Source organism: Pseudomonas sp. 8(2025) (genome assembly GCF_052665325.1).
Genome location: NZ_JBQOIE010000010.1, coordinates 99,784 through 126,012 on the forward strand (window position 1 = coordinate 99,784; position 26,229 = coordinate 126,012).

A 26,229-nucleotide genomic window follows, 5' to 3' on the forward strand; every position below is an offset into this window, starting at 1 on the left:
GTCATCTTTTAATTTCCTACATTTGGATCCAATGTAATGAACAATGATTTCCCTCTGCCCGAGGGTTTATTTGGTCGCTTCGGAGTTGTAAAACTTTGGCCAGGTATTAAAACCGCAGAAGATGAGTGCATCGCACGTCTAAAACTGGCAGCCAAAGCCATTGGGGTTGAATGCGTTGAAATCCTCGCCGATGGCGGCTTCGTCTCCGCTCCGGATATAAAAGCGTCCAAGGCGAATGTCGATTTTGTGATTCACCTCCACTACGACACCCCAAAGCGCTACGACGCGTTTTCCTTTGTCGCACTCTGGAACCCGCTGAAGTTCTACCATGAGTGGGGCTATCAACGTTGCTCGCGCAACCTGACCACGCACGATGACTTCCTCAGTTGCAGCTCCATTGCCGCCGATGACCATGTGGCCCGAATGGTACGTGGCGCTACGACGCACTTACCCGCACACTTCAAGCTGTACCACTCCACCCCCCAGATCGTACATGAACCTTCGCTGGGTGACGGCAAACTGTTCTACGCCGGTATTAACTGGGAAGCGATCGTCAGCAGTCGTCAATCGCGCCAGCAGGAAGTGCTCAAGCGACTCGACCCTACCGGTCTGCTGAAAATCTACGGCCCAACTATTTTTCAGGGCGTACGTGTATGGGAAGGTTATCAGAGCTACGTTCGAGAGATTCCGTTCGACGGAAACTCCATGATCAACGAGATCGCCAAAGCGGGGGCGGCACTGGTACTGTCCTCCCAGGCCCACCGCGACTCGGAAATGATGTCGAACCGTCTGTTCGAAACCATTGCTGCTGGCACCCTTGTCATCTGCGATGAGAATCCTTTCGCGCAAAAATTCTTTGGCGATTCACTTCTTTATATCGACAGCCGGTCTCCGATGGAGCAGATCTACGGCGATATCACAGCCCACCTCAGCTGGATAAAAAGCAATCCCGAAGAGGCCATGGCCAAGATCAAAAAGGCACAGGCTATCTTCAACGGCCATTACTCGCTGATCGGCAGCTTGAAGGAACTGTACAGTGGCCTGAAGGAGCGCAAGCAACAATTAGTCACACGACATCTTGGGACCGAAGGCGAAAAAACACATATCAGCCTAAACCTCTTGATGCCCGAGTACTCTACTGCGGCTCTGAAAGCACACGTCGAAAGTGTCCGCCATCAGGATTACAGAAACTTCACCGCCACGCTGGTCATCGATAAGGTAATCGCTGGCAGCCTGAAACCGGAAATTTCAAGAATCCTCAGCGCCTCGCCTATTCCGATTCAGATAAAGGAAGTTGAAGCCTACAGGTACGGCATTCATCCTGGAATCAAGAGCAAACGTCCGCTAGGAGAAATTCTTCAGGAACTGGTAAACGACGCAGCGGAATCCGACGCGATCATATTTGTCGCACCGAATGAAAAGCTGTTCTTCAACCACCTGACCGTTCTAGCTGGCGCCTTGCAAAGCGACGATCAAGTGAACTGCGCGGCAACCGCGGTGATCATGGACGATGGTCACTCGCCTGTGCATACCGTTCACGAGTTGATCGACTTTGGTCATGTGGACGCTGCCGGCCCACCCGGATATGGCCGCTTCATTTTCAGGACTGCGTCGCTCCCTGCCGACCTGGGTATCGCACTCCATTATCTTGACGGGCGGCCACTGGCGGCAATGATCAGCGGTAAAATCAAGCACCTGCTGCCTGCTACCGTCACATTGGATATCCGTCAGTCGTTCCCCGAAAGAACTTGGGATGAGGCCGCAGAAACCGAACTAATCAAGGATTTCAATCCTGGAGTACTTAAGGTTTCGGCAGGGTTCTACATGCCTGAAGTACCCACCCCTGTCGTCGTAGAGTCGCCGCGGCAGCACATCGCCCGGCTGTTCCTTAACAAGGCATGGGTCAAGGCTCAGATCCAGGCGATCAAGACCCAAGGCTTCAGGGCTCGCTTTGAAATACTGAAGCGGAAGCTGAGATGAACCCGCACTCACCCGCCCCCGTCTCGCTGTTGTCACTGATCAAAAGCGTTTGGTCAAACTGGCACCTGATCCAGCAAATGACCAAACGGGATGTCATCGGACGATACAAAGGTTCGATGATGGGTATTCTGTGGTCATTCGCGAACCCGATACTGTTGCTGGTGATTTACACGCTGGTCTTTTCAGTCGTGTTCAAGGCTCGCTGGGGAACCGGCGAGCCTGGCAGCAAAGGTGAGTTTGCGATTCTGCTATTCACCGGAATGATCGTTCATAGCTTGTTTGCCGAGACATTGACTCGGGCCCCCACGCTAATTTTGAGCAACGTAAGTTACGTAAAGAAGGTGGTCTTCCCTCTGGAGATTCTCCCTATCATTGCCATGGGCACCTCCTTCTTCCACGCGTTGGTCAGTATTGGCGTATTGTTGGTCGCACAACTTCTGGTTCACGGCACCATCCCCTGGACAGTCGTTTTTCTGCCACTGGTGATAGCACCGCTGATCGTGCTGTCTTTAGGCCTGGCCTGGATACTTGCATCGCTTGGGGTGTATTTACGCGATGTCGCCCACCCCATTGGCCTGCTTATGACCTTGCTGCTGTTCGCCTCTCCGGTTTTTTACCCCATTTCCGCTCTACCCGTCGAAATCCAACCTTGGCTGATGCTCAATCCCCTCACCTTCATTATCGAGCAAGCCCGAGCGATACTAATCAGTGGTTCAATGCCTAACTTCGCTGGCCTCGCAGTTTATGCTGTTGTGGCCTTGAGCTTTGCTTGGGCGGGATATGGCTGGTTCCAGAAGACCAGAAAAGGATTCGCGAATGTCCTCTAATGAATTCGCAATTCGTGTGGAAGCCGTTTCCAAGCGATTCGAAATATTTGAACACCCTCGTGATCAACTCAAGCAATTCATTTACCCGAGGCTGCGTCGCCTGCTCCGCAGGCCAAGTCGTAACTACTTCAAGGAATTCTGGGCTCTTCGCGAAATTTTCCTTGAAGTTCGCAAAGGCGAGTCCTGTGCAATCGTCGGACTGAACGGCAGCGGTAAAAGCACTCTCTTGCAAATCATCACCGGCACCCTCACCCCCACTACAGGTAAGGTGAGCATCAACGGTCGTGTAGCTGCTTTACTTGAACTGGGGTCAGGCTTCAATCCTGAGTTCAGCGGCCGCGAAAATGTTTATATGAACGGAGCACTACTGGGCTTCAGCCGTCGTGAAATCGAAGCAAAAATACCCGACATAGAGGCGTTTGCTGATATTGGTGAGCACTTCGAACAAGCCGTTTCATCGTATTCCAGTGGCATGCAAATGCGTGTCGCCTTCGCCGTTTCGACGGCGTTCGAGCCCGACATTTTGATTATTGATGAGGCGTTGGCGGTAGGCGATGCCTACTTTCAGCAAAAGTGTTTCCAACGCCTGGAAAGCTTTCGCGCACGCGGGGGGACGTTACTGTTCGTGTCCCATGATGCCAACACGATCAAACACATTTGCAACAAGGCTTTGCTACTGAGCCATGGCCGAACACTCAGTTTTGGTGCACCTCGAGACGTGATCGATTTGTATCAAGGGTTGGTTGCCAAAAAAACCGACATGAGTAGCGGCGAGGTATCTATCGATCAGAGCATTGCTCCTGCAACTGAGAGCCTCAAAGCGATTGAGCGCCCCAAGGCGTGGACAAAAGCTACAACCATCACGACCAACGGCGACGCCGAACTTATCGACTTCGCCCTCCTGAACGCCGAAAACCAGCCTGTCACCCACATTGAAAGCGAAACTCAGTTAACCGTTCGATACGTGGTCAAACTGAACAAGGACTTCGAGCGCCCTGCCTATGGCCTTATAGTCAGGGACCGTTTGGGACGCTCGATATTTGAGACCAGCACTTTTGCCTTGCAAATGCCCGAAGCGCCATGCGAAGAAGGCGCCCAGGTCCTCGTAAGATTCAACCTCAATCTGAATCTAAAGGCGGGTCAATATTCATTTTCGGTGGGTGTTGCAAATAAAGGTTTCTCTAGAAGCGAATTTGAAGAGTACAGCTTGCTGATGCATGACGTTGAACAGCTGCAGGTTACCGAATCGCCGCTGGCAGCGTTCTATGGCGGGATTTTCAATATGCACCCGGTTGTCTCAGTGGATTTATTGGAAGAAAAACAAAATGTCTGATCTCAATACACTGTCCCAACAGCTCGCAGAAGCCCTGCAAGAATTGAAGGCTTTGAGCGAGCGTCAGATTCACTTTGAAACGATTCTTCTGAACAAAGGCCTTTCGACTGAGGACGTAGGAAGTTTTAACCCCCTACTACGTCGCAATTTCGTCAGCAATGCTGACGCAGCCCAACAAAAGCACTTGATGCATACGTGGAAACATAACTCCCCACGAGTGCTTGAGCCTTCAGATTTGGTGGAAAGCGGGTTTCGTGCGTTTTCGCAAAATGATGAAGACGGAATCTTGTTGCGCCTATTCACACATATTGGCTGCACCAATCGCTATGTCATCGAAATTGGCAGCAACTGCAGCGATTCTGATGTTGGGATTCCGGAAAACCTGTCGACAAATTTGCTGGTCAATCATGGCTGGCATGGAACAATTTTTGAACTCGATGCAACTGAGTGCAGCAGAATGCGTTACTTTTTCGCGCGCACAGCTTCGACGCGGCATTACCATTGGACTCGAGAGGGCGAAACCGAATACTACTCGCCGAAGATCGTTCAGCAAGCCATTAGCCCGGAAAATATCAACGGCCTGCTCATGGCAAACAACCCGGAACCGGAACCCGACCTCTTCATCATCGACATCGATGGCGGTGACTTCGCAGTCATGGAAAACCTGCGTGACATCAGACCTCGCGTAATTGTCGTAGAGTTTGAAAAGCGCTTTCGCGAACGGCACAGCGTCGTCCAGCGTGACCGAGAGCAATTCAACCGTAGATGGCAGCAATCAGGGGCAGCAAGCCTGACCGCCTGGACGACCCTTCTGAAGCCAAAGGGCTACGAACTCTGCGCAGTGGGAACCTGCTGCTTCAATGCTTTCTTCGTACGCGAAGACATCGCCAAAGGCAATTTGACTGCTCTGAATCCAAAAGAAGCATTTGACTCCCATCCAGTATTTTCAGCGATTGATGATGCTTTCTGGCTTATGCCTGACGAAAGCTGGCAACCATTTTAAATTTGCACCTGCGGCAAAGGAATGGGCCTCAGTGGCGGGGCAGCATCGGAGGTGTAGCTTCTCGATCAGGGCCTGCAGAGACTAAATACAGAAATCTTGGCATACTTGCGTATATACGCCTATATTTGTTGTCGCTATATATAAAGGATAGCAAGGACAGTTCAAGGCAACGCTTCTGATGACTTGAATCAATGCACTTTAATATTTCAACCGTGTGAACAATCTAGCAAAACTTTTGCTTTTTTTCGTAACCATCACAAACCTGTCTGTGATACTCGCCAGATCAGTTTGCCTATACTCTTCTTTCGAAGAGAAACCTCGTGCCTAATCGATATCGAGGAATATTGCAGAGTGATACTACGCTGGTGCTTGCCAAGCATCGCTGCGATAGCGTCACTCAACGTCACATCCCTCTCACTGCCAGCTTCAAGACATGCTCCCTAGGCAAAAGAGGCAAAGTGCCATCCTTCGATTAGGACTATCAAGCCAGGCAAACTCGATCGAGAGGATTAAGTGATTCGTTCTGGATCAAAAAAATTTGCACTTCGGCAATAACGAGCTCTCAAAAAACCAATGCATTTCCAGTGGCGGTATGAGGGAGATGTCTGATTTTCTGGCGATAAATGTCCAACTTCGCCGTGATTTTCAGCCACAAGCAATTAAAGCCGCCTGCCCATACACCGTAGAAGTCACAAGCTACCAGGATACATTGAGAATTCAGCCCCATTGAGGCAGTATAGACGATCGTGATTTGGGCCCGGATCGAGCAAATTGATCATGCGGAACTATCTACCCGCTTACGTACCTAAAGAAGATTTTTTGAATCAAATACGTTAAGAGAAGCATATGAAAAAAGTTGCGCTTATTACTGGAGTAACAGGTCAAGACGGATCCTACCTGGCCGAGTTGCTTCTCGAAAAAGGTTACGAAGTGCACGGTATAAAGCGCCGGGCATCATCCTTCAATACCGACCGTATCGATCACCTTTACCAAGACCCCCATGAGTCAGATCGTCGCTTGGTCCTGCACTATGGCGACATGACCGATTCGACCGGCCTGATCCGCATCATCAAACAAATACAACCCGACGAAATCTATAACCTGGCTGCCCAGTCCCACGTTGCGGTCTCGTTCGAAGAGCCAGAGTACACTGCCAACTCGGACGCGCTGGGTGCCTTGCGTATCCTTGAGGCGATCAGGATCCTGGGGCTCGAGAAGAAGACCCGCTTCTATCAGGCTTCAACCTCCGAACTGTACGGCTTGGTGCAGGAAACTCCACAGAAGGAGACCACACCTTTCTACCCACGCTCCCCTTATGCAGTAGCAAAGCTGTACGCATACTGGATTACCGTCAACTACCGGGAAGCGTACGGTATCTATGCCTGTAACGGCATTCTCTTCAACCACGAAAGCCCGGTGCGCGGCGAGACCTTCGTCACTCGCAAGATTACCCGTGCACTCGCACGCATCAAGCTGGGCCTGCAAGACTGTCTGTATCTGGGCAACCTTGATGCACTGCGCGACTGGGGCCATGCGAAAGACTACGTCGAGATGCAATGGCTGATGCTGCAGCAAGAAACTCCGGAAGACTTCGTTATTGCAACCGGCAAGCAATACAGCGTTCGCGACTTCGTCAACGCGGCAGCGAAACACGCCGAAATCGACATTACCTGGAAAGGTCAGGGCGTCGATGAGAAAGGCTACGACGCAACCGGTAAATGCATAGTTTCCGTGGATCCGCGGTACTTCCGTCCAACCGAGGTGGAAACATTGCTGGGCGACCCAACCAAAGCGAAGCAGAAACTGGGATGGACGCCTAAAATCACCTTTGAGGATCTGGTCAATGAAATGATGACCGAGGACCTCAAGTCAGCGACCCGTGATGAGTTGGTAAAAAAGCACGGCTACTCCGTTTACGATTACCACGAGTAATAGTTAGGTGGATAAACGCGCCAAAATATACATCGCAGGCCATGCCGGTATGGCTGGCTCTGCGATCCAGCGGCGGCTATCCGCCGCTGGATTCAGCAATTTCGTCACCCGCTCGCATGCTGAACTTGATTTGACTCAACAGGCTGCTGTCGATGCTTTTTTCGCAACAGAAAAACCTGAGATTGTGTACTTAGCAGCCGGCAAGGTAGGCGGAATCAAAGCCAACAACAACTTTAGAGCTGAATTTATATATCAAAACCTGATGATAGAGGCGAACGTAATTCACAGCGCTTGGAAACATGGCGTCGAACGACTTCTTTTTTTGGGCTCCAGTTGCATATACCCACGGGACTGCCCCCAGCCGATCCACGAAGACCACCTGTTAACCGGACCGCTGGAACAAACCAATGAACCTTACGCCCTCGCCAAGATCATGGGTGTAAAGATGTGCGAGAACTACCACCGCGAATACGGTGCAAAGTTCATAGCCGTTATGCCGTCAAATCTTTATGGCCCCAATGACAGCTACAACCTGGAAAACTGTCATGTGCTGCCGGCACTGATTAGCAAAGCCCATGAAGCAAAAATTAGCGGCGCATCAGAGTTAATAGTTTGGGGTTCGGGAAAGCCAAAGCGCGAGTTCCTTTTCGTCGAAGACATGGCCGATGCTTGTCTACACTTGATGGAATCCAACGTTGACAGCGGACTATTCAATGTTGGAATGGGCAGTGATCTATCCATCCGCGAACTAGCAGAGTTAATTATGGAGGTGGTCGGGTATAACGGGCAGATCGTATACGACCAGAGCCAGCCTGACGGTACACCCCGTAAACTACTCGACATCAATCGCCTAAAGAACTTGGGATGGGCTGCCAAAACGCAACTGCGTGAAGGTATAGCATTGACCTACCAAGATTTTCTCAGCCGTCTGGATCGCCACTGAATGCATCAACCCTTGGTTACGATTACAGTCCCCTCCTTCAATCAAGGGCGTTATCTCGACGACGCCTTAAGGTCCATATTTGAACAAAATGTCCCTGTGGAGGTGTTTGTTCTGGATGGTGGTTCCACCGATAACTCGGTGGAAATCATCCGTAAATGGGAACACAAGCTAGCTGGTTGGCGCAGCTATCCAGATAAAGGCCAAGCAGCTGCTATCAACGAAGGTATCCTTCAAGGTAAAGCACCGTATGTCTGCTGGCTGAATAGCGATGACTGGTTCGAGCCGGACGGACTAAAACGACTGATCAGTGCCATTGAAACAGCACCTGAGGCCTCAGCCGTTTATGGGAAATGCTGGAACGTTATTCAAAATACCGGAAAACGCAAACCGGTTTGGGTTGAGCCGTTCAGCGAGCGCAGGCTAGCGCTTCGCTGCATTATTTCCCAACCAGCGACGCTGATTCGACGATCCGCATGGCTGAATATTGGCGGCGTGAACCCCACCTTGCATATGGCTATGGACTACGATCTTTGGTGGCGACTCTTCAAAATAGTGGGCCCTCTCAAATATATCGACGCGTTTGTAGCGGTCAATCGAGAACATGAAGCGACCAAAACAAAAACTTTGCGCCGCCGCCATTATCAGGAAGCTATGGCGGTGGTGCGTAAGTATCACGGTAGCGTTCCCTTAAAGTGGTGGCTTTTTCAGCCCTACGCCGTCTGGCTCAAATCCATCTTTCCATAGCCGGAAGTTACCATGCGCATTCTGCATTTTTTTAAAACCGCCCTTCCTGACACCATGGGCGGCATAGAGCAAGTGATTGATCAAATTTGTCAGCAGTCTCATCGTATGGGGGCGACCTGCGAAGTCCTTACGCTGTCTCCCAACCCAATTCCAGCCACAATAGAAATGAACGGTTATCGGGTTCATCGCGTTAAAGAAAACCTTAATATTGCCTCAACAGGCTTTTCGTTAGAGGTTTATTCGAAGTTTAAAGAACTTGCGCGGAATGCGGATATCATTCATTACCATTTTCCATGGCCATTCATGGACTTGATCCACTTTGCCAGTTGTACCGGAAAACCCAGCGTTGTTTCATACCACTCTGACATCATCAACCAGAAATTTCTCTTAAAGCTCTACCGCCCACTCCAAAATATATTTCTGCGTAGCGTCAACCGGATCATTGTCTCATCCCCCAACTACCTGGAATCAAGTGCTGAGCTTTCTGCATTTCATGACAAAACCACAATTATTCCTATAGGTCTCAACAGGGAAAGCTACCCAATCCCCTCCACTGCTCTAACGACACGCTGGGCGGAAGAAATGAGCGAGCGGTTCTTCCTGTTTGTTGGCGTATTGCGCTACTACAAAGGGCTTCACACATTGATGGAAGCCCTCCAAGGCACTGGATACCCTATGGTCATCGTAGGAGATGGACCAAAGAAACAAGAACTCATGGCGCAAGCAAAAAGTATGGGGCTTCAAAACGTCCACTTTTTGGGCCGTCTTCCAGAAGCAGACAAAGTCGCGCTAATTCAACTTTCAACAGCCATCGTATTCCCCTCGCACCTTCGTTCCGAAGCGTTCGGAGTGTCACTACTGGAGGGGGCAATGTATGGAAAGCCGATGATCTCGTGCGAGATTGGTACGGGCACTACGTACATCAACATTGCCGGCGAAACCGGGCTGGTAGTTCCACCAGAGCACCCGACAGCGCTTCGCCAAGCGATGCAACACCTTTGGGACAACCCGCAAGAAGCATTGGTAATGGGCGAAAAAGCGCAGAGTCGTTACAACCTGCTATTCACGGGGGAGCAAATGACACGAGCCCACATCGAGGTCTATCAGGACCTGCTGAACACGTAATGAAACACCAGCCCGATTTGACTCGGGCTAATGATTAGCGGATTACCTACTGCCTTCAGCTCGACCGTAGCTATCCTCGAACCTGACAATATCATCTTCCCCTAGGTAATCGCCGCACTGCACCTCAATTAATACCAAGTCAATCATCCCCGGGTTTTGCAGACGATGCGTGTGCCCAGCACGTATATACGTGGACTCATTGGTATTGAGCAAGAACCGTTGTTGGTCGTTAACGACCAATGCCATACCACTGACCACAATCCAGTGCTCACTGCGATGGTGATGCATTTGGAGCGACAACGAGCCTTGAGGTTTTACGACAATGCGCTTGATCTTGAAGCGAGTGCCCTCTTCCAAGGTAGTGTAAGCCCCCCAGGGACGCTGCACCGTAGTGTGGTCCAAGTGCGAGCAATGACCGTTTTTCTTCAACTGCGCAGTGATTACCTTGATGTCTTGGGCATGGTCCTTGTGCGCGACCAACAAAGCATCCGGCGTATCGACAATGATCAGGTTTTCAACCCCGACTAACGCGGCCAGTCGACGCTGGCTGCGCACGTAGTTGTTGGTGGAGGCATGAAGGATGGCTTCGCCTTCGATACGGTTGCCTTGCTCGTCCGCTGGCGAGAGTTCACTCATGGCCTTCCAAGAGCCAATGTCACTCCAGCCAATATCACAAGGTATGGTCGCCACTTTGTTTGAGCGTTCCATCAGTGCGAAATCGAGGGAAATGTCCGGTACTTTGGCAAAGCTTTCCGGCTCCAGATGCAGGCTGCGATGGCTGCTGCCTTGCATCACACCGGAGCCAGCAAGGCATAGATCTACGGCGCTGGCGACATCCGGCGCACAGAGCGCCATTTCTTCAATAAGTGTGCCCGCACGGAAACAGAACATACCGGAGTTCCAGTAATACTCACCGGACGCCAGGTAGTCTTTCGCAGTATCCAAATCTGGTTTTTCGACGAAACGCTTGACCTTGAAGCCGTTGACTAATGACGCGTCGGTATCTTTTTGAATGTACCCGTAGCCAGTTTCCGGATATTCGGGCTTCACCCCAAAAGTCACCAGCCAGCCGTCCCGGGCCTGCTGCGATGCAGACTCGACTGCTGCAGCGAACGCCGCCTGATTGTCGATCAGGTGGTCCGCCGGCAACACCAGCATAATCGCGTCAGGGCCGTGAGTTCGGGCCACTTCCTGCGCCGCTAATGCGACCGCAGCAGCGGTGTTGCGGCCAAAAGGCTCGAGTACGAAACCCAAGTTGGTGTAGTTCGGCGCAGTGGCAACATATTCATCAAGGGTTTTGAAGTAGAGATCACGGTTTGTGATCGTCAATACTTCTGTTACGTCATTTAACGCCAAAGCGCGACTGTATGTTTTTCGAATCAAATTGCCACCATCGGGCAATTCGATAAACGGCTTGGGATGAGCAGTACGTGAAACAGGCCATAGACGGCTGCCTGAACCGCCACAAATAATGACTGGAACGAGTGTCACGCTGTACTCCTTTACTAAATATCACATCATTTATCAGGCCAAAAACTCACCAACATAAATACTGCGGGCTCGAAGGAAGCGACTTAGAGCCTAGCTGACCCTAGACAAACCTAACCGAGAAAATGCTGGACATGAAGAAAAGCAAATCACTTTTCTTACAAAAATAGGGGCATATTCTTCACTGGATGGTAATTTTTGTCTAGGAAAAGCCGGATCTATACCCGCGCAGCTACCCGTATTCAGATGGATAAAAACTGACCTACCATTCACAACGGCTCACTTCATTGAAGATTAAGACACACCGCCTTACAAATCGTGTCATTGATCTTTATTACTTTTCTCTCGGATTTCGCACGCATCGGGATATTACGACGTACAAAAAGCTCGCAAACCGTCACCGGACATTTAGAGAAATTTCCTTCAACTATTCCGGAAACCTGCCGATAACCGATGAAAGCCTTGCGGATTGAAAACTCATGCGTAATAACCAACCCGTTACCCAGCGCGAACGTACCTTCCCCGCTCAGCAACGATTGATCTCCACCACCGACGCCAAAGGCGTGATCACCTACTGCAACGACGCCTTTGTCGAGATCAGTGGGTTCTCCCGTGAAGAACTGGTTCGCGCACCGCACAACCTGGTACGTCACCCTGATGTGCCGGCGGCGGTGTTCGCGCACATGTGGGGCACCTTGAAACAAGGCTTGCCATGGATGGGCATCGTCAAGAACCGCTGCAAGACCGGCGACCACTACTGGGTCAACGCCTATGTGACACCGATCTTCGAAGGCAGCCAGGTGGTAGGTTACGAGTCGGTCCGGGTCAAGCCCACCGCCGAACAGGTGCGCCGCGCCGAAGCCCTCTACCAGCGCATCAACACTGGCAAGTCGGCCATTCCCAAGCGTGACAAGTGGCTACCGGTGCTGCAGGACTGGCTGCCGTTCATCCTGGTCAGCCAGCTGAGCTTCATGATCGGCGCCTGGCTCAACTCCCACTGGGGCTTTGCCCTGGCCGCAGCCCTCTCGGTGCCCCTGGGCCTGCTGGGCCTGAGCTGGCAGCAGCGCGGCCTCAAGCGCCTGTTGCGCCTGGCCGAGCAGACCACCTCCGACCCGCTGATCGCTCAGATGTACACCGACAGCCGCGGCGCCCAGGCCCGCCTGGAGATGTCGATCCTGAGCCAGGAAGCGCGCCTGAAGACCTGCCTGACCCGCCTGCAGGACACGGCCGAGCACCTCAACGAACAAGCCCGACAGTCCGACACCCTGGCTCACAACAGCTCCAGCGGCCTGGAGCGCCAACGGGTCGAGACCGAGCAGGTGGCCACCGCGGTCAACCAGATGGCCGCCACCACCCAGGAAGTGGCCAGCCACGTGCAACGCACCGCCGACGCAACCCAGGAAGCCAATCGCCTGACCGGCCGTGGCCGCGATATCGCCGGGGAAACCCGCGAAGCCATCCAGCGCCTGTCGGTGGTGGTGGGCGAAACCGGGCTGACGGTAACCCAACTGGCCAAGGACAGTGACGAAATCGGCGGCGTTGTCGACGTGATCAAAGGCATTGCCGACCAAACCAACCTGCTGGCCCTGAACGCAGCCATCGAAGCCGCCCGCGCCGGTGAAATGGGCCGCGGCTTTGCCGTGGTGGCCGACGAGGTGCGTCAGTTGGCACAGCGCACCAGTGAGTCCACCGGGCAGATCCATACCCTGATCGCCAAGCTGCAGCAGACAGCCGCCACCGCCGTGCAGACCATGGACGCCGGTCATCGTCAGGCCGAAGAAGGCGTGGCCCGGGTTCTGGAAGCCGACCAGGCACTGGTGGGCATCAGCGAAGCGGTGGCCAACATCACCGACATGACCACCCAGATCGCTGCCGCCACCGAAGAGCAAAGCTCGGTGGCCGAAGAGATCAGCCGCAACATCAGCACCATCGCGCAACTGGCGGACCAGACTTCGGAGCAGGCCCAGCATTCGGCCGAGCTCAGCGAAGCGCTGACCCGCACCGCACACACCCAGTACTCGCTGGTGGAGCGCTTCAACCGTTAAGCCCCCTAGGGCCGGCAACAAAAAACCGGAAGCCAAGGCTTCCGGTTTTTTTATGCCCGCAAATCCACCCGACAACCGTAGGAGCGAGCTTGCTCGCGATAAATCTTCACCGCGCTCCAAATTCGAAGGCCGGGTGAACGCTTCGCGAGCAAGCTCGCTCCTGCAGGATCAGCTCAACGCTTTCAGGAAGGCAGCAACCTTGAGCGACGCAGATTCCAGATGCTGCCCATGGCTGAAACCCGAGGCCTTCAGGGGCTTGAGATCGTGATCAGCGGCCGCCAGCCAGTACAACTCGATACCGGGTGCCAATATATAGGCCTCGACCGCCTGGCGATTGCCCAGGGCGTCACGCTCGCCCTGCACGATCAGGCTCGGCACTGATAGATCGGCCAGATGCGCCACCCGCGGTTTTTCCGGTTTGCCGGCGGCATAGAACGGATAGCCCAGGCACACCAATGCATCGGCCTGCAGTTCATCGGCCAGCAAACTGGCCATGCGCCCGCCCATGGACTTGCCGCCCAACGCCAACACCCCAGTGACATAAGGTCGCACCAGGGCATGCACCTCGCGCCAGCATTCCAGCAACCTGGGCGCCGGGTTGGGCGGGCGTTTGCCGCCGTCCAGGCGCCGCTGGGCCATGTAGGGAAACTCGAAGCGCAAGACGTTCACCCCATGCCCCGCAAGGCGTACAGCAATATCGTTCATGAACCCACTGTCCATGGGCGCGCCGGCGCCATGGGCGAGGATCAGGGTCGGCGCCGACTGCACCTCGACGCCCTGCGCGACATCCCACAACCAGCCCCGCTCCCGCACACACTGCGCCCATTGACCCCCGTCAATACTGGCCTTGTGCTCATTGCTCATGCTTGCCTCGCTTTTAGTCTGCCTATAACTCCAGACGAAGTGAGCGCGCCTTGCCGTGCGCAGTCGCTTTCACTTCAACTGAACCGTGGATGGGGAACCATGAACACTTCTATCAGTACCGCCTACAACTACAAGGTGGTCCGCCAATTCGCCATTATGACGGTGGTGTGGGGCATCGTCGGCATGGGGCTCGGGGTTTTTCTCGCTGCCCAGTTGGTCTGGCCCGAACTCAACTTCGATTTACCGTGGACCAGCTTCGGCCGTCTGCGGCCATTGCACACCAACGCGGTGATCTTCGCCTTCGGCGGCTGTGCGCTGTTTGCCAGCTCGTTCTACTCGGTGCAACGCACCTGCCAGACCACGCTGTTCGCGCCGAAAATCGCCGCGTTCTGCTTCTGGGGCTGGCAACTGGTGATCCTCCTGGCGGCCATCAGCCTGCCACTGGGCTACACCAGCTCCAAGGAATACGCCGAACTGGAATGGCCGATCGATATCCTGATCACCATTGTCTGGGTGGCCTACGCCATCGTGTTCTTCGGCACCCTGATGCAGCGCAAGACCAAGCACATCTATGTGGGTAACTGGTTCTTCGGCGCGTTCATCATCACCGTGGCCATCCTGCACATCGTCAACAACCTGGAACTGCCGGTCAGCTTCACCAAGTCCTACTCGGTGTATGCCGGTGCGACCGATGCGATGGTGCAATGGTGGTACGGCCACAACGCCGTGGGCTTCTTCCTGACCGCGGGCTTCCTGGGGATGATGTACTACTTCGTACCCAAGCAGGCCGAGCGCCCGGTGTACTCCTATCGCCTGTCGATCGTGCACTTCTGGGCACTGATCACCCTGTACATCTGGGCCGGCCCGCACCACCTGCACTACACCGCGCTGCCGGACTGGGCTCAGTCCCTAGGGATGGTGATGTCGCTGGTTCTGCTGGCGCCAAGCTGGGGCGGCATGATCAACGGCATGATGACCCTCTCGGGCGCCTGGCATAAGCTGCGCAGCGACCCGATCCTGCGGTTCCTGGTGGTATCCCTGGCGTTCTACGGCATGTCGACCTTCGAAGGTCCGATGATGGCGATCAAGACCGTCAACGCCCTCTCCCACTACACCGACTGGACCATCGGCCACGTACACGCCGGCGCCCTCGGCTGGGTAGCGATGATCTCCATCGGCGCGCTGTACCACCTGATCCCGAAAGTCTTCGGCCGCGAGCAGATGTACAGCACCGGCCTGATCAACACCCACTTCTGGCTGGCTACCATCGGCACCGTGCTCTACATCGCTTCGATGTGGGTCAACGGTATCGCCCAAGGCCTGATGTGGCGTGCGGTCAACGAGGACGGCACTCTCACCTACTCCTTCGTCGAAACCCTGGTGGCCAGCCACCCAGGCTTCATCGTGCGACTGGTGGGTGGTGCGATCTTCCTCAGCGGCATGTTCCTGATGGCTTACAACACCTGGCGCACCGTGCGTGCCGCAGTGCCAGCCGAAGTCAACGCCGCTGCGCAGATGGCCTGAGGAGTCCGCCATGAAACACGAAACGATTGAGAAAAACGTCGGCCTGCTGATGCTGCTGATGGTCTTCGCGGTGAGCATCGGCGGTCTGACCCAGATCGTCCCGCTGTTCTTCCAGGACGTCACCAACAAGCCGGTGGAAGGCATGAAGCCCTACACCGCCCTGCAGCTGGAAGGCCGCGACATCTACATCCGCGAAGGCTGCGTACAGTGCCACTCGCAGATGATCCGTCCGTTCCGCGCCGAGACCGAGCGTTATGGTCACTACTCGGTGGCCGGTGAAAGCGTCTGGGACCACCCGTTCCTGTGGGGTTCCAAGCGTACCGGTCCGGACCTGGCCCGGGTGGGCGGCCGCTACTCCGATGACTGGCACCGTGCGCACTTGTACAACCCGCGCAACGTGGTGCCCGAGTCGAAGATGCCGGCCTACCCATGGCTGGTGACCGCACCGGTGGACAGCAGCCACACCGAAACCAAGCTCAAGGTCATGCGCACCTTGGGCGTGCCGTACACCGACGAAGACATCGCCGGCGCCACCGCCACGCTCAAGGGCAAGACCGAAATGGACGCCCTGGTCTCCTACCTGCAAGTGCTTGGCACTTCGATCAAGAGCAAGAGGTGAGCCATGGGTTTTGAACTCGATAGCGGCATGATCCGCGGCCTCGGGACCCTGGTGGTGATGATCGCCTTCATCGGCCTGTCGATCTGGGTGTTCAACTCAAAGCGCAATCCCGAGTTTGCCCAGGCCCGCCTGCTGCCCTTCGCCGATGACCCGATGCCGGGCACGGCACCGGCCGGTAACACAACTGATGACGCTCAACCTCAAGAGCCTGCAACAAGGAGCATTCGGCCATGACCACCTTCTGGAGTACGTGGATCTGCGTACTGACCATTGGCAGCCTGATCGGCCTGACCTGGCTGCTGGTCGGCACCCGCAAGGGCGAGACCAAGGGCAGTGTCGACCAGACCATGGGCCACGCCTTCGATGGCATCGAGGAGTACGACAACCCCCTGCCGCAATGGTGGTTCCTGCTGTTCGCCGGGACCCTGGTGTTTTCCGTTGGCTACCTGATCCTCTACCCGGGTCTGGGCAACTGGAAAGGCATCCTGCCGGGCTATGAAGACGGCTGGACCCAGACCAAGGAATGGGAAAAGGAGATGGCCAAGGCGGACGTGAAGTTTGGTCCGATCTTCGCCAAATTCGCGGCCATGCCGGTGGAAGAAGTGGCCAAGGACCCGCAAGCGCTGAAAATGGGCGGACGCCTGTTCGCCTCCAACTGCTCGGTCTGCCACGGTTCCGACGCCAAGGGTGCCTTCGGCTTCCCGAACCTGGCGGACGACAACTGGCGGTGGGGCGGCAGCGCCGACACCATCAAGGCCACCATCATGGGCGGCCGCATGGCGGCCATGCCGGCCTGGGGCGAAGTGCTCAAGGAAGCAGGCGTGAAGAACGTGGCAGCTTACGTTCGCCATGACCTGGCCGGCCTGCCCCTGCCAGCCGACAGCGATGCCGACCTGGTAGCCGGACAGCAAGCGTTCAGCACCACCTGCGTGGCCTGCCACGGCGCTGACGGCAAAGGCACCCAGATCATGGGCGCGCCCGACCTGACCCAGCCCGCCGGCTTCATCTACGGCACCAGCCTGGCCCAACTGCAACAGACCATCCGCCATGGTCGCCAGGGCCACATGCCAGCGCAGAGCGAACTGCTCGGCAATGACAAGGTGCAACTGCTGGCCGCCTACGTTTACAGCCTCTCCCACGGCAACAAGCCACAGGCTGAAAACACCCAGTAAGACGAGTCACGGCAAGCTGCGGGTTCCCGACTTGCAGCTTGCCGCTCGTGGTTCAACCTCCCGCTCCTTTGCGACCAAGTGTCGCACCCTCTCCCGCAGCGCGTTTGCACTCATCTGATTCAGGTCTAAGCTTGCCCCGATGGGGACTGGCACGGGCTGGTCACAGGCCAACGGTATCCGTGACGTTCGAAGCTTCTGCTCGATGACAGGCCGCAAAGGCTGGTTTATACCGGCTGTCGACTCTCTTACCGCCTGTCAGCTGATCCATCAGCTTCCACACACCCGGTTACAACCGACCTGACACCCCCCGTTTCCTGTCCATGGCGACAGCTTGTCCGAGGGCAATTTTTTGTCCCTACTCGGCATAGGGAAAGGCCGCAGAATCAGGCATGGAACGCATTGACCCAGGTCATAGCGCGTTGCAATGACCCCCTGCTTTCTCCATACTTGCGACCGATTTTTATCCCTAATAAAACACCCAAACCGTGGAACCTTAGAATGAGCACAGCAATCAGTCCGACTGCTTATAACTATAAGGTAGTCCGCCAGTTCGCCATCATGACGGTGGTCTGGGGGATCCTTGGCATGGGGCTCGGTGTCTTCATCGCCTCACAACTGGTATGGCCGGAGTTGAACTTCGGTCTGCCGTGGACGACGTTTGGACGCCTGCGCCCGCTGCACACCAACCTGGTGATCTTCGCCTTCGGTGGATGTGCATTGTTTGCCACCTCTTACTATGTCGTGCAGCGAACCTGCCAGACGCGACTGATTTCCGACAGCCTCGCGGCCTTCACCTTCTGGGGTTGGCAAGCGGTGATCGTCGGCGCGATCGTGACCCTGCCACTGGGTTACACCACCACCAAGGAATACGCCGAACTGGAATGGCCCCTGGCTATCCTGCTGGCGATCGTCTGGGTCACCTACGGCCTGGTATTCTTCGGCACCATCACCAAGCGCAAGACCAAGCACATCTACGTGGGCAACTGGTTCTACGGTGCCTTCATCGTGGTGACCGCGATGCTGCACATCGTCAACCACGCTTCCCTGCCGGTCAGCTTCTTCAAGTCCTACTCGGCCTACGCCGGTGCGACTGATGCGATGATCCAATGGTGGTACGGCCACAACGCCGTGGGCTTCTTCCTGACCACCGGCTTCCTGGGGATGATGTACTACTTCGTACCCAAGCAGGCCGAGCGTCCGATCTATTCCTATCGCCTGTCCATCGTGCACTTCTGGGCGCTGATCACCCTGTACATCTGGGCCGGTCCGCACCACCTGCACTACACCGCGCTGCCGGACTGGGCTCAGTCCCTGGGCATGGCCATGTCGATCATCCTGCTGGCGCCAAGCTGGGGCGGCATGATCAACGGCATGATGACCCTCTCGGGCGCCTGGCATAAGCTGCGCACCGACCCGATCCTGCGCTTCCTGGTGGTATCCCTGGCGTTCTACGGCATGTCGACCTTCGAAGGTCCGATGATGGCGATCAAGACCGTCAACTCGCTCTCGCACTACACCGACTGGACCATCGGCCACGTACACGCCGGCGCTCTGGGCTGGGTAGCGATGATCTCCATCGGCGCCCTGTACCACCTGATCCCGAAAGTCTTCGGTCGTCAGCAGATGCACAGCATCGGCCTGATCAACACCCACTTCTGGCTGGCTACCATCGGTACCGTGCTCTACATCGCCTCGATGTGGGTCAACGGCATCACCCAGGGCCTGATGTGGCGTGCAATCAACGATGACGGCACCCTCACCTACTCCTTCGTCGAAGCGCTGCAAGCCAGCCACCCGGGCTTTATCGTCCGTGCTCTGGGCGGTGCGTTCTTCGCCACCGGCATGCTGATCATGGCGTACAACGTGTTCCGTACCGTTCGCGCCTCGAACCCGGCTGAAGCTGAAGCCGCTGCTCAGATCGCTGTAGTTGGAGCTCACTGATGAAGCACGAAGTAGTCGAGAAGAATATTGGCCTGCTGGCCTTCTTCATGGTCATCGCCGTCAGCATCGGCGGCCTGACCCAGATCGTCCCGCTGTTCTTCCAGGACGTCACCAACAAGCCGGTGGAAGGCATGAAGCCGCGTACCGCACTGGAACTGGAAGGCCGCGACGTCTACATCGCCAACGGCTGTGTCGGCTGCCACTCGCAGATGATCCGTCCGTTCCGCGCTGAAACCGAACGCTATGGTCACTACTCGGTGGCTGGTGAGAGCGTCTGGGACCACCCGTTCCTGTGGGGTTCCAAGCGTACCGGCCCGGACCTGGCCCGAGTGGGCGGTCGTTACTCCGATGACTGGCAGCGTGCGCACTTGTACAACCCGCGCAACGTGGTGCCCGAGTCGAAGATGCCGGCTTATCCGTTCCTCGTAGAAAACAAGCTCGACGGCAAAGACACCGCGAAGAAAATGGAAGTCTTGCGCACGCTCGGAGTCCCTTACACCGACGAAGACATCGCCGGTGCCAAGGATGCCGTGAAGGGCAAAACCGAAATGGACGCGCTGGTGGCCTATCTGCAAGGCCTGGGCACCATCATCAAAAGCAAACGGTGATCTAGATGGATATCGGGATGATTCGTGGCCTGGGCACCCTTGTTGTGATGGTGGCCTTCATCGGTTTGGCGCTCTGGGTGTTCAGCCCCAAGCGCAAGTCCGAGTTTGAAGACGCAACCTTGCTGCCGTTCGCGGATGATCCCGACGCCATCAAGCACGTCGAGCAAGCTTCTAGGAGTAACAAAGAATGACTACGTTCTGGAGTCTGTACGTCACAGTCCTCAGTCTGGGTACCATCTTCGCCCTGACCTGGCTGCTGCTGTCGACCCGCAAGGGCCAGCGCGCCGAGCAGACCGACGAGACGGTCGGCCACTCCTTCGACGGGATCGAGGAGTACGACAACCCCCTGCCGAAATGGTGGTTCATGCTGTTCGTCGGCACCATCGTCTTCGCCCTGGGCTACCTGGTGCTGTACCCGGGCCTGGGCAACTGGAAAGGCGTTCTGCCGGGCTACAACTACCTCGATAACGAGAAGCAGACCCCGTTCGCCAACGGCCAGTCCGGCTGGACCGGCGTCCACGAGTGGGAAAAGGAAATGGCCAAGTCGGACGCCAAGTTCGGTCCGATCTTCGCCAAGTACGCTGCCATGCCTATCGAAGAAGTGGCCAAGGACCCGCAAGCCCTGAAAATGGGTGGCCGTCTGTTCGCATCCAACTGCTCGGTCTGCCACGGTTCCGACGCCAAGGGCGCCTATGGCTTTCCCAACCTGACCGACGCCGACTGGCGCTGGGGCGGCGAGCCGGAAACCATCAAGACCACCATCATGGGCGGCCGTCACGCAGTGATGCCGGCCTGGCTGGACGTGATCAAGGAACAAGGCGTCAGTGACGTTGCCGCCTATGTCCTGACCAACCTCGACGGCCGCAAGTTGCCGGAAGGCCTGAAGGCCGACCCGGTCAACGGCCAGAAGCTGTTCGCCGCCAACTGTGCGGTATGCCACGGTCCGGAAGGCAAAGGCACCCCAGCCATGGGCGCGCCTAACCTGACTCACCCGGCAGCCTTCATCTACGGTTCGAGCTTCGCCCAACTGCAGCAGACCATTCGTTACGGCCGTCAAGGCGTGATGCCAGCGCAGGAACAACTGCAAGGCAACGACAAGGTTCACCTGCTGGCGGCTTATGTCTACAGCCTGTCCCACGGTGACAAGCAGGCCGACGCCGAGTAAGACCGACGCCTGAAAGCAACACCCGACGGCCCCGCCAATCAACATTGGCGGGGCCGTTTTGTTTGCGCCTGGCATCGGCTGACGCTCGACGGCGGATCACCCTTTCCGGCAACCCGGTAGCCAGGATTCGACAATATGGCGGACTTCGAGACCTGCGGCGTACGCCTGCTCACTCCCTGGAAGAATTGAACGGCGCGACGTGCAAAAGGGTCCATAATCCACAAGTCAATTGATTCAAGTCATTACACCATCAGTTGATTTCTCCCAACGCGACCAAAGGTCGCACCCTTGCGCTAGAGCTACAGGCGTATCATTGCGCCACTGCAACACCCCTTTTGACCGCGGTCGGCACGCATCGACCGAGGCATTTTTCCACTGCCGTGGGATGCAATGATGAGCAACCAGATTCCCGTACACGACGTTACCCCGCCTGCCAAAAACGCGACCAACAGCGTCGACCTCTACGCCTCCAGGGAAAAAATCTACACCCGTGCCTTCACCGGCCTGTTCCGCAATCTGCGCATGCTTGGCGGCGCCGGATTGTTCCTTCTGTACTTCGGTACCGTGTGGCTCAACTGGGGCGGCCACCAGGCTGTCTGGTGGAACCTGCCGGAACGCAAATTCTTCATCTTTGGCGCCACGTTCTGGCCCCAGGACTTCATCCTGCTCTCGGGCCTGTTGATCATCGCCGCCTTCGGCCTGTTCTTCATCACCGTCTATGCCGGCCGCATCTGGTGCGGCTACACCTGCCCGCAGAGTGTCTGGACCTGGATCTTCATGTGGTGCGAAAAGGTCACCGAAGGCGATCGCAACCAGCGCATCAAGCTGGACAAGGCGCCCATGAGCGCCAACAAGTTCCTGCGCAAATTCAGCAAGCACAGCCTCTGGCTGCTGATCGGCTTCGTCACCGGCATGACCTTCGTCGGCTACTTCTCGCCGATCCGCGAACTGGTCATCGACTTCTTCACCGGCCAGGCCGATGGCTGGTCCTACTTCTGGGTCGGCTTCTTCACCCTGGCCACCTACGGCAACGCCGGCTGGCTGCGGGAACAGGTGTGCATCTACATGTGCCCCTATGCACGCTTCCAGAGCGTGATGTTCGACAAGGACACCCTGATCGTTTCCTACGACCCACGCCGTGGCGAAGCCCGTGGCCCGCGCAAGAAAGGCGCCGACTACAAGGCCCAGGGCCTGGGCGACTGCATCGACTGCACCATGTGTGTCCAGGTCTGCCCCACCGGCATCGACATCCGTGACGGCCTGCAGATCGAATGCATCGGCTGCGCAGCCTGCATCGACGCCTGCGACAGCATCATGGACAAGATGGAGTACCCCCGCGGGCTCATCAGCTACACCACCGAACACAACCTCTCGGGGCAGAAAACCCATAAACTGCGCCCGCGCCTGATCGGCTATGCCCTGGTGCTGCTGGCCATGATCAGCCTGCTGGTTGCGGCATTTTTCATGCGTTCGCTGGTGGGCTTCGATGTCAGCAAGGACCGGGTGCTGTACCGCGAAAACGCCGAAGGCCGGATCGAAAACGTCTACAGCCTGAAGATCATGAACAAGGACCAGCGCGATCACACCTATGTGCTGGACGCCTCCGGCCTGCCGGACCTGAAGCTGCAGGGCAAGCGCGAAATCCACGTGGTGGCCGGCGATATCGTCAGCATGCCGGTGGAGCTGTCGATTGCTCCCGAACAGCTGCCATCGACCACCAACGAGGTGAAATTCATCCTCAAGGATGCCGACGATGACAGCGTCCATGTTGAAGCCAAGAGCCGGTTCATCGGCCCACAAATTCGTTAAGAGAAGTGATCATGCCCGCAGCCACCGCCGCAAGCCCCTGGTACAAGCACCTCTGGCCCTGGATCATCATCGGCATCCTCGCCTGTTCCGTGACCCTGACCCTGTCCATGGTGACCATTGCCGTGAACAACCCGGACAACCTGGTCAACGACAACTACTACGAGGCCGGCAAGGGCATCAACCGCTCCCTGGACCGCGAGCTGCTGGCCCAGACCCTGAAGATGCGCGCCAACGTGCACCTCGATGAGCTGACCGGCGAAGTCGAACTGCGCCTGAGCGGTGACAGCCAGCCCAAGACCCTGGAGCTGAACCTGATCTCGCCCACCCAGCCGGAAAAGGACCGCAAGATCACCCTGGCCCGCAGCGAAACCGAACACGGGCGCTACATCGGCCAGTTGACCGACCAGGTCGAAGGGCGGCGCTTCGTCGAACTGCTGGGGGTCGAGGGCGACAAGACCTGGCGCATGTTCGAAGAAGAACAGGTCAGCCATGACAAGGACCTGCTGCTGGGCGACGAGCCCCTGCAAGGTGCCGAAGACCTGAACTGAGCAGTACCTGCCGTACATCGCCGGCCCGTCGCCTCCCCTGCCCTTGCAGCGGGACCGGTGCGCCGGCGATGAGTTTTTCCCACATAACAAAGACCGCCGATGACCACGCCACTGCCTTGCTACCACTGTGCCCTGCCGGTTCCTGCCGGTAGCCGGTTCACCGCCGTCGTGCTTGGCCAACCCCGGGAGTTCTGCTGCCCGGGCTGCCAGGCAGTGGCCGAAGCCATAGTCGCTGGCGGTCTGGAGCACTACTACAGCCATCGCAGCGAGGCCTCGGCCAACCCTGAAGCCCTGCCCGTGCAACTGGTGGACGAACTGGCGCTGTACGACCGCGCCGACGTGCAGCAGCCCTTTGTCCGGCACGAAGGCGAGCTGGCGGAAACCACGCTGCTCATGGAGGGCATCAGTTGTGCCGCCTGCGGCTGGCTGATCGAAAAACACCTGCGCAGCCTGCCAGCGGTGGCTGAAGCCCGGCTCAACCTGTCCAACCACCGCCTGCACGTGCGCTGGGCCGACAGCCAACTGCCCTTGAGCCAGGTGCTCAGCGAGCTGCGCCACATCGGCTACGCCGCCCACCCGTATCAGCCGGATCGCGCCTCCGAGCAACTGGCCAGCGAAAACCGCCTGGCCTTGCGCCAGCTGGGCGTCGCCGGCCTGCTGTGGTTCCAGGCCATGATGGCGACCATGGCCACCTGGCCGGAATTCAACATCGACCTGAGCCCCGAGCTGCATACGATCCTGCGCTGGGTCGCGCTGTTTCTCACCACGCCCATCGTCTTCTACAGCTGCGCACCGTTCTTCAAGGGCGCCATGCGCGATTTGCGCACCCGCCACCTGACCATGGACGTCTCGGTGTCTCTGGCCATCGGAGGGGCCTACCTGGCCGGCATCTGGACCTCCATCAGCGGCATTGGCGAGTTGTATTTCGATGCCGTCGGCATGTTCGCCCTGTTCCTGCTCGCCGGCCGCTACCTGGAACGCCGGGCCCGGGAGCGCACCGCGGCGGCTACCGCGCAACTGGTCAATCTGCTGCCAGCTTCCTGTCTGCGCCTGGATGAAGACGGCCAGAGTGAACGCATCCTGCTCAGCGAATTGCGCCTGGGCGACCGGGTGCTGGTGCATCCCGGCGCAGTACTGCCGGCAGACGGCAAGATCCTCGACGGCCAATCGAGCATCGACGAATCCCTGCTCACCGGTGAATACCTGCCGCAGCCCCGTGGCCTGGGCGATAGGGTGACCGCAGGTACCTTGAACGTCGAAGGTGCGTTGACAGTGCAGGTTCAGGCCCTGGGCCAGGACACCCGGCTATCGGCCATCGTGCGCCTGCTGGACCGGGCCCAGGCAGAGAAACCGCGGCTGGCGGAGGTTGCCGATCGTGCAGCCCAGTGGTTCCTGCTGTTCTCGCTGATCGCCGCGGCCGCCATCGGGCTGCTGTGGTGGCAATTAGACGCCTCACGGGCGTTCTGGATCGTCCTGGCCATGTTGGTGGCGACCTGCCCTTGTGCGCTGTCCCTGGCCACGCCCACAGCGCTCACCGCCGCCACCGGCACCTTGCACAAGCTCGGCCTGCTGCTGACCCGCGGCCATGTACTGGAAGGCCTGAACCAGATCGACACAGTGATTTTCGACAAGACCGGCACCCTCACCGAAGGGCGGCTGGCGCTGCGTTCCATCCGGCCATTGGGCGCCCTGTCCAGCGATGACTGCCTGAGCCTGGCCGCAGCCCTGGAAAACCGTTCCGAGCACCCGATCGCCCGGGCTTTCGGCCGTGCCCCAGTGGCCGCCGAGGAAGTTACCAGCAGCCCCGGCCTGGGCCTGGAAGGCCTGGTGGGCGATCAGCGTTTGCGCATCGGGCAACCAGCCTACGTTTGCCAGCTCAGTGGCTGTACCGCTCCGCCCATGCCCGATGAAGCCGGCCAATGGCTATTGCTCGGTGACAGCCAGGGGGCTCTCGCCTGGCTGGTGCTGGACGACCGCCTGCGCAGTGATGCTCCGGCCCTGCTGGCGGCCTGCAAGGCCCGTGGCTGGCACACCCTGCTGCTGTCCGGGGACAGCTCGCCGATGGTCGCCAGTGTCGCTGCGGAACTGCAGATCGACGAAGCCCGGGGCGGCCTGCGCCCCGATGACAAGCTGCAAGTGCTGCAACAGCTGCACCAGCAGGGCCGCAAGGTGCTGATGCTCGGCGATGGGGTCAACGATGTGCCGGTGCTGGCCGCCGCCGATATCAGCGTCGCCATGGGCTCGGCCACTGACCTGGCCAAGACCAGCGCCGATGCGGTACTTCTGTCCAATCGCCTGGACGCCCTGGTGCAGGCCTTCAGCCTGGCCCGCCGCACGCGCCGGGTGATCATCGAGAACCTGCTCTGGGCCGGGCTGTACAATGGCCTGATGCTGCCGTTCGCCGCCCTCGGCTGGATCACTCCGGTGTGGGCGGCGGTCGGCATGTCCATCAGTTCCCTGACCGTGGTGCTCAACGCCCTGCGCCTGACCCGCATGCCGCGGCCGGCCGACAGCGCCGACGCCCCCGAAACCCGCCCGTTGCCGGCCTGAGCCGCCGGG

At 57.2% G+C, this 26,229-nt stretch carries 22 protein-coding genes; 20 read left to right on the forward strand and 2 right to left on the reverse strand.

From position 1 onward, the window contains the following. The first annotated feature begins 36 nt into the window (after window positions 1-36). From ACUXVH_RS19595 to ACUXVH_RS19630, 8 genes are all read left to right on the forward strand, one after another. Window positions 37-1,980, forward strand: a complete 1,944-nt coding sequence (locus ACUXVH_RS19595; protein WP_065363458.1) for a glycosyltransferase family protein — start codon at window positions 37-39, stop codon at window positions 1,978-1,980. Then, window positions 1,977-2,807 (forward strand): ABC transporter permease, encoded by an 831-nt coding sequence (locus ACUXVH_RS19600; RefSeq protein WP_041752056.1) that lies wholly within the window; start codon window positions 1,977-1,979, stop codon window positions 2,805-2,807. Before ACUXVH_RS19595 ends, ACUXVH_RS19600 begins: the two co-directional genes overlap by 4 nt. Continuing rightward, window positions 2,797-4,140, forward strand: coding sequence for an ABC transporter ATP-binding protein (locus ACUXVH_RS19605; RefSeq protein WP_065363457.1), 1,344 nt, complete (start codon window positions 2,797-2,799; stop codon window positions 4,138-4,140). The genes ACUXVH_RS19600 and ACUXVH_RS19605 overlap by 11 nt, the downstream gene beginning before the upstream one ends. Further along, window positions 4,133-5,143 (forward strand): FkbM family methyltransferase, encoded by a 1,011-nt coding sequence (locus ACUXVH_RS19610; protein WP_015634793.1) that lies wholly within the window; start codon window positions 4,133-4,135, stop codon window positions 5,141-5,143. The genes ACUXVH_RS19605 and ACUXVH_RS19610 overlap by 8 nt, the downstream gene beginning before the upstream one ends. Before the next feature lie 846 nt (window positions 5,144-5,989). Then, window positions 5,990-7,075 (forward strand): GDP-mannose 4,6-dehydratase, encoded by a 1,086-nt coding sequence (gene gmd, locus ACUXVH_RS19615; protein ID WP_015634792.1) that lies wholly within the window; start codon window positions 5,990-5,992, stop codon window positions 7,073-7,075. Window positions 7,076-7,082: 7 nt separating this feature from the next. Beyond that, a complete protein-coding gene (locus tag ACUXVH_RS19620; protein WP_041752055.1) occupies window positions 7,083-8,018 on the forward strand; it encodes a GDP-L-fucose synthase family protein in 936 nt (311 codons plus the stop codon). After that, window positions 8,019-8,762 (forward strand): glycosyltransferase family 2 protein, encoded by a 744-nt coding sequence (locus ACUXVH_RS19625; RefSeq protein ID WP_041116914.1) that lies wholly within the window; start codon window positions 8,019-8,021, stop codon window positions 8,760-8,762. A 12-nt stretch (window positions 8,763-8,774) separates the two neighbouring features. Continuing rightward, window positions 8,775-9,887 carry a glycosyltransferase family 4 protein gene (locus tag ACUXVH_RS19630; RefSeq protein WP_065363456.1) on the forward strand — a complete coding sequence of 371 codons (1,113 nt, stop codon included), beginning with the start codon at window positions 8,775-8,777 and terminating at the stop codon, window positions 9,885-9,887. Window positions 9,888-9,929: 42 nt separating this feature from the next. Here the strand turns inward: ACUXVH_RS19630 and ACUXVH_RS19635 are convergent, their stop codons facing one another. After that, a complete protein-coding gene (locus tag ACUXVH_RS19635; RefSeq protein ID WP_015634788.1) occupies window positions 9,930-11,378 on the reverse strand; it encodes a mannose-1-phosphate guanylyltransferase/mannose-6-phosphate isomerase in 1,449 nt (482 codons plus the stop codon). Between the two features lie 476 nt (window positions 11,379-11,854). Here ACUXVH_RS19635 and ACUXVH_RS19640 point away from each other — a divergent pair, with 476 nt between their 5' ends. Continuing rightward, window positions 11,855-13,420 carry a methyl-accepting chemotaxis protein gene (locus tag ACUXVH_RS19640; RefSeq protein ID WP_047284945.1) on the forward strand — a complete coding sequence of 522 codons (1,566 nt, stop codon included), beginning with the start codon at window positions 11,855-11,857 and terminating at the stop codon, window positions 13,418-13,420. Window positions 13,421-13,588: 168 nt separating this feature from the next. On the opposite strand, the gene ACUXVH_RS19645 is transcribed toward ACUXVH_RS19640, so the two are convergent. Continuing rightward, window positions 13,589-14,284, reverse strand: a complete 696-nt coding sequence (locus ACUXVH_RS19645; protein ID WP_065363455.1) for an alpha/beta family hydrolase — start codon at window positions 14,282-14,284, stop codon at window positions 13,589-13,591. A 99-nt stretch (window positions 14,285-14,383) separates the two neighbouring features. Between ACUXVH_RS19645 and ccoN (ACUXVH_RS19650) the strand changes: the two genes are divergently transcribed. From ccoN (ACUXVH_RS19650) to ACUXVH_RS19700, 11 genes are all read left to right on the forward strand, one after another. Further along, window positions 14,384-15,808 carry a cytochrome-c oxidase, cbb3-type subunit I gene (gene ccoN / locus ACUXVH_RS19650; protein ID WP_011060245.1) on the forward strand — a complete coding sequence of 475 codons (1,425 nt, stop codon included), beginning with the start codon at window positions 14,384-14,386 and terminating at the stop codon, window positions 15,806-15,808. 10 nt (window positions 15,809-15,818) lie between these two features. Further along, window positions 15,819-16,427: a cytochrome-c oxidase, cbb3-type subunit II gene (gene ccoO, locus ACUXVH_RS19655; protein ID WP_011060244.1), complete on the forward strand. Its 609-nt coding sequence runs from the start codon at window positions 15,819-15,821 to the stop codon at window positions 16,425-16,427. A 3-nt stretch (window positions 16,428-16,430) separates the two neighbouring features. Further along, the gene (locus ACUXVH_RS19660) at window positions 16,431-16,661 is read left to right on the forward strand and encodes a cbb3-type cytochrome oxidase subunit 3 (protein WP_011060243.1); all 231 of its coding nucleotides are present in this window, start codon (window positions 16,431-16,433) and stop codon (window positions 16,659-16,661) included. Further along, on the forward strand, window positions 16,658-17,599 hold the full coding sequence (gene ccoP, locus ACUXVH_RS19665) for a cytochrome-c oxidase, cbb3-type subunit III (protein WP_011060242.1): 942 nt from the start codon (window positions 16,658-16,660) through the stop codon (window positions 17,597-17,599). Before ACUXVH_RS19660 ends, ccoP (ACUXVH_RS19665) begins: the two co-directional genes overlap by 4 nt. Before the next feature lie 498 nt (window positions 17,600-18,097). Continuing rightward, window positions 18,098-19,540, forward strand: a complete 1,443-nt coding sequence (ccoN, locus tag ACUXVH_RS19670) for a cytochrome-c oxidase, cbb3-type subunit I (protein WP_011060241.1) — start codon at window positions 18,098-18,100, stop codon at window positions 19,538-19,540. Beyond that, a complete protein-coding gene (gene ccoO / locus ACUXVH_RS19675) occupies window positions 19,540-20,148 on the forward strand; it encodes a cytochrome-c oxidase, cbb3-type subunit II (RefSeq protein WP_011060240.1) in 609 nt (202 codons plus the stop codon). Before ccoN (ACUXVH_RS19670) ends, ccoO (ACUXVH_RS19675) begins: the two co-directional genes overlap by 1 nt. Before the next feature lie 5 nt (window positions 20,149-20,153). Beyond that, entirely contained in the window at window positions 20,154-20,339 is a 186-nt protein-coding gene (locus ACUXVH_RS19680; RefSeq protein ID WP_011060239.1) for a CcoQ/FixQ family Cbb3-type cytochrome c oxidase assembly chaperone, read from the forward strand. Next, the gene (gene ccoP, locus ACUXVH_RS19685) at window positions 20,336-21,313 is read left to right on the forward strand and encodes a cytochrome-c oxidase, cbb3-type subunit III (protein ID WP_011060238.1); all 978 of its coding nucleotides are present in this window, start codon (window positions 20,336-20,338) and stop codon (window positions 21,311-21,313) included. The genes ACUXVH_RS19680 and ccoP (ACUXVH_RS19685) overlap by 4 nt, the downstream gene beginning before the upstream one ends. A 393-nt stretch (window positions 21,314-21,706) precedes the next feature. Further along, window positions 21,707-23,122, forward strand: coding sequence for a cytochrome c oxidase accessory protein CcoG (ccoG, locus tag ACUXVH_RS19690; RefSeq protein WP_065363454.1), 1,416 nt, complete (start codon window positions 21,707-21,709; stop codon window positions 23,120-23,122). A gap of 11 nt (window positions 23,123-23,133) precedes the next feature. Then, a complete protein-coding gene (locus tag ACUXVH_RS19695; protein ID WP_011060236.1) occupies window positions 23,134-23,670 on the forward strand; it encodes a FixH family protein in 537 nt (178 codons plus the stop codon). Window positions 23,671-23,769: 99 nt separating this feature from the next. Continuing rightward, complete coding sequence (locus tag ACUXVH_RS19700) at window positions 23,770-26,220, forward strand: heavy metal translocating P-type ATPase (RefSeq protein ID WP_065363453.1); 2,451 nt, start codon at window positions 23,770-23,772, stop codon at window positions 26,218-26,220. Window positions 26,221-26,229 lie beyond the last annotated feature (9 nt).